Genomic DNA, 11,313 nt, shown 5'->3' on the forward strand with positions numbered 1-11,313 from the left:
TTTGATTTTCATTGAGTATAAGTAGCTTTTTATCCAGCGTCAAAAGACGCTGGTTTTTACTCTTTTATAGAGAGAGCGAGTTAGAAAAAATAGATACAGTTCATCATTAAATGTCAAAGTTTGCCAATAGATTTATCATTAACGTTAAGTGAGTAGACTTATTCTGACTTTCCCTAAAATTTTGTTGAATTTTATGATATAATAGGGGAAAATTGAGAAAATGAGCAAGTATTTTCATAAGTCCTTTCAAAAAGTCTCTTAACTTTTGGATATAAATTTGTAATCTCGGATTCTCAATATTAGAATAGTAGGAAAAGACAAGATTAGAAAGAGGTAAGTATCTATGTCTTCTCATAAAAAAGTTTCACTCTCTGAGATTAATCAGTCTATTGATACTCCAAATAATAATCATTTCTGGCAAAATTTAAAGGCCTTCTTGGGTCCGGGTGCCCTCGTGGCAGTTGGTTATATGGATCCGGGGAACTGGATTACAAGTGTTGTCGGTGGGGCTTCCTATAAATATAGTCTTTTGTTTGTTATCTTGATTTCATCGCTTATTGCTATGCAACTTCAGCAGATGGCTGGAAAACTTGGAATTGTAACCCAGATGGACCTAGCTCAGGCAACGGCCCATCATTCACCTAAATGGCTTCGTTATAGTCTATGGGTGATTTTGGAGTTGGCCTTGATGGCGACAGATTTGGCAGAAGTTCTAGGTTCAGCTATTGCCCTAAATCTTCTCTTTAAGATTCCGATTATGATAGCCATCCTCTTGACGGTTCTGGATGTCTTTCTCTTGCTGCTCCTGATGAAGTTTGGCTTTAAGAAGATAGAAGCTATCGTTACCACGCTCATTTTAACCATTCTAGCAATCTTTACTTACTTAGTAGCTTTGTCACATCCAAGCTTCCAAGGAATCGTTGAAGGTTATCTGCCAAATGCAACCTTATTTGAAAGTCCTATGCCTGGGCATGAAAGTCAATTAACCTTGGCGTTGGGTATCGTGGGTGCGACTGTTATGCCCCATAACCTCTATTTGCATTCTTCCTTGTCTCAGACTCGGAAAATCAATCATAAGGACAAGAATGATGTTCGAAAAGCCGTGCGCTTTATGACCTGGGATTCTAATCTCCAGTTATCCTTGGCCTTTGTGGTTAACTCCCTTCTTTTGATCTTAGGGGCGGCTCTCTTTTTCGGACATGCATCTGAAATTTCTGCCTTCTCTCAAATGTATAATGCCTTGCAGGATTCAACCATTGCGGGAGCTATAGCTAGCTCAACCTTATCAACCTTGTTTGCCTTGGCCCTATTAGCCAGTGGTCAGAATTCAACTATTACAGGTACCTTGACAGGACAAATCGTTATGGAAGGTTTCTTACATATGCGATTGCCCCAGTGGTTCATTCGTTTGGCGACTCGTCTCTTTGCCTTACTACCTGTCATGATAGTAGCAGTTTTGTTTGGTCATCAGGAAAAAACCTTGGATCAGTTATTGGTCTATTCACAGGTCTTTCTTTCTATCGCTCTTCCATTTTCAATCTTCCCCTTGATTTATCTTACTTCAAAAAAATCACTGATGGGAGAATTTACCAATGCCAAATGGAATACCATCCTTGGTTATATCGTTTCCATTATCTTGACCATCCTCAATGTGAAATTGCTATTTGATATTTTTTAAGAGCATCTGAGATTAAGTGCTAGAAAACTATCGTTTCAATCATCAAAATTGACGAAATGAAGAAGTTCCAATTATCTATTTATTAACTGTAGCTGGCGATGTTTATTCGATGATGAGGGAGAATCAGATTGATTCTCTCTTTTGTTATATTCAAATCTATGAATATGCTAGTCTTAAAATTCTAAAGTATCTAAAAATAGAGATTTAATTTTTAATGCTAGAGATTTCCCAAATAGATACTTTCCAAAAATATGTATTTAAATTAAATTATTGTAAAAATATTTTGAAGTCATATTTAATTAATATATGTATCGAAATGAGAAATTTAGAAGTTTGATAATTTAGTTTAACTATTAAACCAAATGAATAGGATATACTATGATGAATAAAATTTTATTTTTTATTCTATTAAATCCGTACTATCATTGGTAATCCGCTTAAATAACTCACTATTATATTTTGTATTAATTTCGTAAGGGTTCATATGAGATTTTTGTTCGTTTACTTAACTTAATAAAGATACTATATATTACACTTAGATGTTCTTTTCTATAAACAATCTATAATTTGATGGGGAGAAATTAAGTGACGCAAGAATGATTATAAACATTTATAAATTGACCAATTTCATCAGTATACTTTTCTATATTATACTATTTATTTTTGATAAAAAATATTTTCTGTAGTAAAATAAGGATAATCATTGAAGGGAGATATTTATGGTTAATGAGAATAAAATTAGATTAGTTGCTATGTTAGAAGAGAGATTCAACATTTTTTCCGATGAAGTTTTGAATAATGTTTCATTCGATTGCGACTTTAAAATTATTAATTTTTTACCAGATATTAAGGTAAAAAAAGTTATAGAAGATAGTGTCCACAAGCAAGACGAAAATGGGAAATATTGTTTTGAAATAGAGAAAAAAGATGTTTTTCAAATTCCATATACAAAAAATATAAAGGATTTATCTGTAATAGTTGGTGAAAATGGGTCAGGGAAAACGACACTAATGAATCGAATATTTAATCAAAGATTTAATAGGAGCATAGAGAATAGTCGAGTTCACCTTATTTTTGAGCAAAAAGATAATTTTTGGCTATATCCTAAATCCCTTCCTGAAACATTATCAATTCAAGCAGATAACAAATATCCTTTAATTATTAAATTTTCAAATGCAACTGAATTTCTAACTAGTTTTTCTTCAGGTGTTTTAAATAAGGTTGATGCATCTTCTTTCAGAAATATTTTTACATATGGAAAGTTGACCGAAGAAGTTAAAAATGAAAAAATAGCTGATTTGCAAGAAATGTTAAATCAGTTAAAATTTATTAATGAATTCAAGGAAAAAATTAAAAGATTTGTAGATTATACTCAAAAAGGAGTTGAAGCAGATATTGAAGGAAGTTATTTACCTTGTGATAGTAAACAATTAGTTTATATGGACGAGGTTGAACTTCTCAAGCGGAGCGATAGAGAAAAAGTATCTATAAATAAAAAAGTAATAGATTATTTTTCAGTATTGATAAATTGTATGCTTGATATTGATTATAATGGACGATTTTAAAAAAATTATGAAAGACTTTTAGATTTCCATTTATCATTTTGGGAAAGAACTTCTGACTACGAAATGAATTATCAATCGGTTCAAGTTAAATTTAGCAACTTTAATCTAAATTCATCTATAACTGATATAAGATTACGAAATATTATATTTGGAAAAGAGAATAGTAACGAATTCATTATATGTTGGTTAAAAATCTGGCATACTATGTTTATTTTTCATCTATACATCACTTATTTAAAAACTTTGGGAGAAGAAGAGGAGATTAATAATAGATATTTTGATAAGATTCATACAGTTCTTGAATATTTTAGAGAACTAAAAAATACTATTTCGCCGATAATTAAACAGTATGGATTGTTTCGAGAATATATGAATATCGACGATGTCATTTTTTACTCCTATTCATATTTTACTAATAAAGTAAACATTAATAATGTGAAAAAATGGGAGAGTATTTGGAGGAGAAATAGTAAAATTTGTATTAATGTAGCTAGAGAAATAAGGTATACATTTTATTTTGATTTGCTTGATTCTTCAGATTTAATGAAATATAAATTAGTACAGAATAGGGTATGGCGAGATTTAACTAATTTTGGAAGACTGGATAAGTATACAAAAAATTTACAGGAAATTGTAACTATCTTATATAACTTGCCAGAGATTACAACAAATTTTGATTATTTGTCTTCATTTGTCAATTGTGTTTCCGAAATTAAAATTTCTGAAGTTCTTCAATGTGTCAAATTGAGATGGATAGGGTTGAGTTCAGGTGAGTTAGGGTTACTAAAATCTTTTACCAATCTGTATTCAGCAAAGATAGCTCTGCAAAAAAAGATGTTGCCAGATGTGGATAAAGATAACTATTTACTTCTTTTAGATGAAGTTGATCTTGGGCTACATCCAGAATGGCAACGTAAATGGATTAGTAGAGCTTTGCCAATAATCGACAAAATATTCGATGATAAGCACGTGCAAATAATTATTACTTCTCATTCGCCAATCTTTTTGTCAGATATTTATAGAGAAAATATACTATTTCTTTCAAAGGACAATGAAGAGTTCAAAGAAAAGTCATTTGAAAAAACTTTTGGTCAAAATATATATACTCTTTTTAAGAATTCATTTTTTCTACAAGATGTAATGGGAGAATATGCCTATAATACAATTAAAGATACGATAGAATTTTTAACTTTTAAAATTAATCAAACCGATGGGAATCGCAATCTTAACAGTTTATTTAATAGCCTGGATGAAACTAAGAGAGAGAAGATGGCTAAGAAGATTATAGATTCTGTAGGTGAACCAATCATTGCAAACCAACTTAAAGAATTATTTTATAGAGCATTCCCAAATAAAAATGATGAGAGCATTGAAATCCGAAATCGAATTGCTCAACTTCAAAAAAAACTCGAACAACTTGAGGGGGAACGTTCTCAATGATGCATTTGAAATTACCAAATTATCCACAAGAATTTGTTGATGCCTATGTCAAATTTATGATCAGTAAATACATAGATAGTGTTGTATCGAGGTATTTTGTAAGAATCATAAAAAATAATTTTAGAGAAGATTTAGAGGCTACTTTTGGTTATTGCGGTCCCACTTTGATAAAAAGTTTAATTAGAGAATATTGTTCTCAAGAAGATTATTTCAATGATATTAATAGCTTTCCTAATCAGCAAGGTACTGAGTTTAAGAAGTTTGTATCTGGGAAAATTGGAACTAAAAATAAATTTATTATGCAAAAAATACGAGATTCTCATTTTAATGATTACAAGAGAGAGCCATGGTATAATAATTTAATTACAAAGTTTGAACAATTAATGAATAGAAGAAGTCAGAAGATTAAAAATTTGGTTGAGGAAATAGAAAGTAGACAATTTTTCTCGTTTGCTGAGTATTTTAAAACATTAATTTTATTAGAACCTCAACGTATGGAAACATATGTTACCAATGCCTCTAGAATTGGTAGTAAAAATGATTTTAAAAAGATAAAAGATCTGTATAATTTATCTGAGGAAATCACTATAATGGGGAACTTTGAAAAAATAAACAGTTTTATGATTCAAAATTTTATCGATTCGGATAGTAGAGGATTACTAGTTTGTCCCTATTGCAATCGTAATTATATCAATACTCGGGATAGATTGCTTGGCGCAGAGATGGATCATTTCTATAACAAAGATAATTACCCGATGTTTTCGATTTCATTATATAATTTCATACCAAGTTGTAGTATCTGTAATCGTATTAAGAGTACTCAAAAATTAAAAATCAATCCTTATCTTAGAGATAATACAAATAAAGTAAAATTTGATTTAACAAGAATAGAAAATCCAAACAATCCAAACGATTATATAGATTATCAGATTGAAATCAAACGAGACCTTGATGGTAACCTACATACTTTAGAAGAAACCGAAGATTTGAAAAATGATTTAATTAATATTTTAAAGCTAGATGAAGCTTATAAAGTCCATAATATTGAAGTCAGAGAGATGATAAATAGAGAAAGAGAATACAATGAAAAATATCGAGAAGATTTAAAAAATATGTTTTCAGGAGAAGGAATTGAGATTGATAAAAAAATTGATGCTCTTATTTATGGAGATATAATATTCACATCTGAAGATGATCTTATTAATAAATCATTAGGAAAATTTAAAAAGGACGCTTATGAAAAAATAAAAGGATGGAGAGGAACAAACTAAGTTACAAAAATTAGATTATTTTAATAACTAATTTGAACTAAGATAAACTATTACTCAGTTACTTGTTAATTACAACTGTTAACATGAGATTAATAATTTGATTTCTGAAATCAGGAAAAAGCTTAATTTGAAGAGAAAATCTAATAATTTTTCATAATAAAACGCATAGTATCAAGTGTTCACAAACATTGATACTATGCGTTTTTTAATGCAGAGATTTACTGGATTATTTCCTTGTGGTGAGTTTTAGTCAAGTATCTTTTTCAATCCTAATCTTAAATAAAAAATCTATTATAAAAAGCTGCATGAAGATGCAGCTACACTATAGCAACGGAAGACATGGGATTCGAACCCACGCACGCTTTCACACGCCTACCGCGTTTCCAACACGGCCTCTTAAGCCTCTTGAGTAATCTTCCAATACTTACTAAAATAGTTTATCATAAAGGGAATTATCTTGCAAATAAAATTCAAACAATTGGCAAAATGATAGAAAATGAAAGAAAGTGACAAAAAGTGCTTGACTTTGTTATTTTTTGTGGTAGAATGATTACTGTAATCGTTAACAGGAGGTGAGTAAGTGCTAAAAACCGAGAGAAAAAAATTGATTTTAGAGGAGCTGGGCAAACATAAAGTTGTTTCTCTAGAGAAATTAGTAGGTTTGTTAGACACGTCAGAATCAACGGTTAGACGAGATTTAGATGAATTGGAATCGGAAAATAAACTTCGCCGAGTTCATGGAGGAGCAGAGTTGCCTCATTCCTTGCAAGAAGAAGAAACTATTCAAGAAAAATCTGTCAAAAACCTTCAAGAGAAAAAATTGATTGCGCAAAAGGCAGCTTCACTTATCAAAGAAAAAGATGTTATCTTTGTGGATGCAGGAAGTACAACAGCCTTTCTCATTAAGGAATTGGAGCGAAAAGACATTACTGTTGTAACCAACTCCATTCACCATGCGGTTCAATTAGTGGATAAGCAAATTCCAACTGTGATTATCGGTGGTGGCGTTAAGATGACAACGGATGCCAGCATCGGTGGTGTCGCGCTTAATCAGATTAACCAGCTTCACTTTGACCGTGCCTTTATCGGAATGAACGGTGTGGATGAAGGTTATTATACAACTCCAGATATGGAGGAGGGTGCTGTTAAGCGTGCTATTTTAGAAAATGCCAAACAAACCTATATTTTGGCGGATTCATCCAAGATAGGTCAGTCTTGTTTCGCTAAGGTAGCGCCTATAAAACGAGCAATTGTTATTACAAGCAAGGGTCACGAACTCTTGCCAGCTATCAAAGGAAAAACGGAGGTTATCGAAGTATGATTTATACAGTCACGCTAAATCCATCTATTGACTACATTGTCCGTCTGGATAAAGTGGAAGTTGGTAGTGTTAATCGTATGGATAGTGATGATAAGTTTGCTGGTGGTAAGGGAATCAATGTTAGCCGTGTCTTGAAACGCTTGGATATTCCAAATACAGCGACAGGCTTTATCGGAGGTTTTACTGGTAAATTTATCACAGATACTTTAGCTGAAGAACAAATTGAAACCCGATTTGTTCAAGTAGCAGAAGATACGCGTATCAACGTCAAGATTAAAGCAGACCAAGAAACTGAAATCAACGGAACTGGTCCTACAGTTGAACCTGAGCAATTGGAAGAGCTAAAAGCTATTCTTTCAAGTCTAACAGCAGAAGATACAGTGGTATTTGCTGGTTCAAGCGCTAAAAACTTAGGCAATGTCATCTATAAGGATTTGATTGCCTTGACTCGTCAAACGGGTGCTCAAGTGGTCTGTGACTTTGAAGGTCAGACCTTGATTGATAGTTTGGATTATCAACCACTTTTGGTCAAACCAAACAATCATGAACTTGGAGCTATCTTTGGAGTGAAACTCGAAAGCTTAGATGAGATTGAAAAATACGCTCGAGAGTTGCTGGCTAAAGGTGCTCAAAACGTTATCATCTCTATGGCTGGTGACGGTGCCCTTCTCGTAACATCAGAGGGAGCCTACTTTGCTAAACCGATCAAGGGAACAGTGAAAAACTCAGTTGGTGCTGGTGACTCTATGGTTGCTGGATTTACAGGTGAGTTTGTCAAATCAAAAGACGCAGTAGAAGCCTTCAAATGGGGTGTGGCTTGTGGAACAGCAACTACCTTCTCTGATGACTTGGCAACTGCAGCATTTATTAAAGAAACTTATGAAAAAGTTGAGGTAGAAAAAAGATGAAAATTCAGGATTTACTGAGAAAAGATGTTATGTTGCTCGATTTACAAGCAACTGAAAAAACAGCAGCTATCGAAGAAATGATTCATAGCTTGGTAGAACACGGATACGTGACAGATTTTGAAACTTTTAAAGAAGGAATCTTGGCGCGTGAAGCTTTGACTTCTACAGGTTTGGGTGATGGTATCGCTATGCCACACAGCAAAAATGCTGCTGTAAAGGAAGCAACAGTTCTCTTCGCTAAGTCAAACAAGGGTGTTGACTACGAAAGTTTAGATGGACAACCAACTGACCTCTTCTTTATGATTGCTGCTCCAGAAGGTGCCAATGATACTCACTTGGCTGCCTTGGCAGAATTGTCTCAATACTTGATGAAAGACGGCTTTGCTGACAAACTTCGTCAAGCGACATCAGCTGATCAAGTCATCGAACTCTTTGATCAAGCTTCAGAAAAAGCTGAGGAACCAGCTCAGGCTTCTGCTAATGAATCTGGTGACTTTATCGTTGCTGTAACTGCATGTACAACAGGTATCGCCCACACTTACATGGCTCAAGAAGCCCTTCAAAAAGTGGCTGCTGAAATGGGTGTTGGTATCAAGGTTGAAACAAATGGTGCCAGCGGTGTTGGTAACCAATTGACAGCAGAAGATATCCGTAAGGCTAAAGCTGTTATTATCGCTGCAGATAAGGCTGTTGAGATGGATCGTTTTGATGGTAAACCATTGGTAAATCGTCCAGTTGCAGATGGTATTCGTAAGACAGAAGAGTTGATCAACTTGGCTCTTTCTGGAAATGCTGAAGTTTATCATGCTGCTAACGGAGCAAAAGCTTCAACAGCGTCTAACGAAAAACAAAGTATCGGTGGTGCTTTCTACAAACACTTGATGAGTGGTGTATCTCAAATGTTGCCATTCGTTATCGGTGGTGGTATCATGATTGCTCTTGCCTTCTTGATTGATGGTGCTATGGGTGTGCCAAACGATAGCCTCGGAAATCTTGGTTCTTACCATGAGCTCGCTTCTATGTTCATGAAAATTGGTGGTGCAGCCTTTGGTTTGATGCTTCCAGTATTTGCAGGATATGTTGCTTACTCAATCGCTGAAAAACCAGGTTTGGTAGCAGGTTTCGTTGCTGGAGCTATTGCCAAAGAAGGTTTTGCCTTTGGTAAAATCCCTTACGCTCAAGGTGGTGAAGCAACTTCAGCCCTTGCAGGTGTATCATCAGGTTTCCTAGGAGCCCTTGTTGGTGGATTTATCGCTGGTGCCTTGGTACTCTTAGTTAAGAAATACGTGAAGGTTCCACGTTCACTTGAAGGTGCTAAATCAATCCTTCTCTTGCCACTTCTTGGAACAGTCTTGACAGGATTTGTCATGCTTGCTGTTAACATCCCAATGGCAGCTATTAACACTGCTATGAACGACTTCCTTGGCGGTCTTGGAGGTGGATCAGCTGTCCTCCTTGGTATCGTTCTTGGAGGTATGATGGCTGTCGATATGGGTGGACCTGTCAATAAAGCAGCTTATGTATTTGGTACTGGTACTCTTGCAGCAACAGTGTCAACAGGTGGTTCAGTAGCCATGGCAGCAGTTATGGCTGGAGGAATGGTTCCACCACTTGCAATCTTTGTCGCAACTCTTCTCTTTAAAGATAAATTCACAAAAGAAGAACGCAACTCAGGTTTGACTAACATCGTTATGGGCTTGTCATTCATCACTGAAGGAGCGATTCCATTTGGTGCGGCTGATCCAGCTCGTGCTATCCCAAGCTTTATCCTTGGTTCAGCAGTGGCAGGTGGACTTGTTGGTCTTGCAGGTATCAAACTTATGGCACCTCACGGAGGAATCTTCGTTATCGCCCTTACAACAAATGCCCTTCTTTACCTTGTCTTTGTCTTGATTGGAGCACTTGTTAGTGGTGTAGTTTATGGTTACCTTCGTAAACCTTTAGAAAAATAATTACAAATACATTCAAATGACTGAACACGAAAGTGGGCAGTCATTTTTTGATAATGGAGTTAGAGAGACCGGTCTCTAAAGTGATATAATAGAGGTAAATCGTAGAGAATTTAATACTCAATGAAAATCAAAGAGCAAACTAGGAAGCTAGCCGCAAGCTGTACTTGAGTACGGTAAGGCGACGCTGACGTGGTTTGAAGAGATTTTCGAAGAGTATAAATGACAGAATGCTAAAGTTCTACAAATACCTTTGAGGAGATAAGTGTCATGAATGATTCTAGAAAAGAAGAAATCGACAAACTAGAGAAGTCTAAGATTTATTGCAAAAATCTTACAAAAGAAGAGTTGCAGAAGGTCTATTCCAGCTTGGTGAAAGAGAATTTTCCTGATTCTAAACGAATTCATTTTATAGCTGATTTAGGTAGGAGCCCAGAAATTGCCTTTCATTTTGAGCTCATTTGCAACGATTGGGAGGAAGGAACGGACCTGAATTTTGAAGCGAGTTTTGACCAGCATGGGCAGGCGGGAATAGACTATCTGTTGGAACTTCTCGATCAAAAGAAAGCAGAGAATCAACGCGTTTTGATTGTATATCTTCTAGCGAAAATCCTTTCCAAAGTAAGACATAGAGATTTTTATGCATCTTATTGCAAGCAAGTACTTCCTGTTCTAATCTCTCTTTTATCTAGTTCAGAAGCTTCGAATCGTAGAAAGCTAATCATTGCCCTAGGTTGGATTGGTTCAATAAGTGAGATAGAAATCTTAGGGCAACATCTCTTGACTGACCAAGATGCACTTTGTCGTGCCTGGTCTGCCAGTAGTTTGATGCAATTATCTTTTCATCAAGTTGAAAAAGAAGTCTTGATAGAGAAAACAAAGGATTTGTTTGGTGAAGCTATTGCAGAAGAAAAGGACTTTCGGGCTTGTGCTCTGATGATAGAAGCAGCTCAAGTTTTATTTGGGAAAAAATGGATTCCTACATCTGCTGTAGAGAAGTTGGAAATTGAAAAGATTGAGAAGGCAAGAAAATCAGCATTTAGATTTTTGAATAAGTAGTGAGACAAGGTTGTTGAAAAATCATATAGAATAGAAAATTCAGAAATATCAACGCAAGATGATTGTGTCTAGTAGATGCAGTCATTTTTTGATTTCTCTAGATGTTTCTGAAATATGGTATA

Annotated in this window: 8 protein-coding genes and 1 tRNA gene; 8 read left to right on the top strand and 1 reads right to left on the bottom strand. The window is 34.7% G+C overall.

What is annotated here, in order from left to right; all coding sequences use genetic code 11:
• The first annotated feature begins 343 nt into the window (after window positions 1-343).
• The 4 genes from PCY08_RS05605 (at window position 344) to PCY08_RS05620 (ending at window position 5,954) form a co-directional block, all read left to right on the top strand.
• On the top strand, window positions 344-1,678 hold the full coding sequence (locus PCY08_RS05605; RefSeq protein WP_301559718.1) for an Nramp family divalent metal transporter: 1,335 nt from the start codon (window positions 344-346) through the stop codon (window positions 1,676-1,678).
• Between the two features lie 719 nt (window positions 1,679-2,397).
• Window positions 2,398-3,243 carry a hypothetical protein gene (locus PCY08_RS05610; protein WP_301559719.1) on the top strand — a complete coding sequence of 282 codons (846 nt, stop codon included), beginning with the start codon at window positions 2,398-2,400 and terminating at the stop codon, window positions 3,241-3,243.
• A 204-nt stretch (window positions 3,244-3,447) separates the two neighbouring features.
• Window positions 3,448-4,683, top strand: a complete 1,236-nt coding sequence (locus tag PCY08_RS05615) for an AAA family ATPase (protein WP_301559720.1) — start codon at window positions 3,448-3,450, stop codon at window positions 4,681-4,683.
• Window positions 4,680-5,954, top strand: coding sequence for a hypothetical protein (locus PCY08_RS05620; protein WP_301559721.1), 1,275 nt, complete (start codon window positions 4,680-4,682; stop codon window positions 5,952-5,954). The genes PCY08_RS05615 and PCY08_RS05620 overlap by 4 nt, the downstream gene beginning before the upstream one ends.
• A gap of 331 nt (window positions 5,955-6,285) precedes the next feature.
• On the opposite strand, the gene PCY08_RS05625 is transcribed toward PCY08_RS05620, so the two are convergent.
• Window positions 6,286-6,373, bottom strand: a tRNA-Ser gene (locus PCY08_RS05625).
• Between the two features lie 161 nt (window positions 6,374-6,534).
• Between PCY08_RS05625 and PCY08_RS05630 the strand changes: the two genes are divergently transcribed.
• The 4 genes from PCY08_RS05630 to PCY08_RS05645 all read left to right on the top strand — a co-directional run bounded on the left by PCY08_RS05630 (window position 6,535) and on the right by PCY08_RS05645 (window position 11,191).
• Entirely contained in the window at window positions 6,535-7,275 is a 741-nt protein-coding gene (locus PCY08_RS05630) for a DeoR/GlpR family DNA-binding transcription regulator (RefSeq protein ID WP_301559722.1), read from the top strand.
• Entirely contained in the window at window positions 7,272-8,183 is a 912-nt protein-coding gene (gene pfkB, locus PCY08_RS05635; protein ID WP_301559723.1) for a 1-phosphofructokinase, read from the top strand. The genes PCY08_RS05630 and pfkB overlap by 4 nt, the downstream gene beginning before the upstream one ends.
• A complete protein-coding gene (locus PCY08_RS05640; RefSeq protein WP_301559724.1) occupies window positions 8,180-10,135 on the top strand; it encodes a fructose-specific PTS transporter subunit EIIC in 1,956 nt (651 codons plus the stop codon). The genes pfkB and PCY08_RS05640 overlap by 4 nt, the downstream gene beginning before the upstream one ends.
• 267 nt (window positions 10,136-10,402) lie before the next feature.
• Complete coding sequence (locus tag PCY08_RS05645) at window positions 10,403-11,191, top strand: HEAT repeat domain-containing protein (protein ID WP_301559725.1); 789 nt, start codon at window positions 10,403-10,405, stop codon at window positions 11,189-11,191.
• Window positions 11,192-11,313 lie beyond the last annotated feature (122 nt).

The sequence above is a fragment of the Streptococcus sp. SO4 genome, assembly GCF_030440055.1.
GTDB classification, from domain to species: Bacteria; Bacillota; Bacilli; order Lactobacillales; family Streptococcaceae; genus Streptococcus; species Streptococcus nidrosiense.

Excerpts from the sequence above, each read along its gene's own strand:
- PCY08_RS05605 (WP_301559718.1), top strand. The coding sequence starts at position 344 with ATGTCTTCTCATAAAAAAGTTTCACTCTCTGAGATTAATCAGTCTATT.
- PCY08_RS05610 (WP_301559719.1), top strand. The coding sequence starts at position 2,398 with ATGGTTAATGAGAATAAAATTAGATTAGTTGCTATGTTAGAAGAGAGA.
- PCY08_RS05615 (WP_301559720.1), top strand. The coding sequence starts at position 3,448 with ATGTTTATTTTTCATCTATACATCACTTATTTAAAAACTTTGGGAGAA.
- PCY08_RS05620 (WP_301559721.1), top strand. The coding sequence starts at position 4,680 with ATGATGCATTTGAAATTACCAAATTATCCACAAGAATTTGTTGATGCC.
- pfkB (WP_301559723.1), top strand. The coding sequence starts at position 7,272 with ATGATTTATACAGTCACGCTAAATCCATCTATTGACTACATTGTCCGT.
- PCY08_RS05640 (WP_301559724.1), top strand. The coding sequence starts at position 8,180 with ATGAAAATTCAGGATTTACTGAGAAAAGATGTTATGTTGCTCGATTTA.
- PCY08_RS05645 (WP_301559725.1), top strand. The coding sequence starts at position 10,403 with ATGAATGATTCTAGAAAAGAAGAAATCGACAAACTAGAGAAGTCTAAG.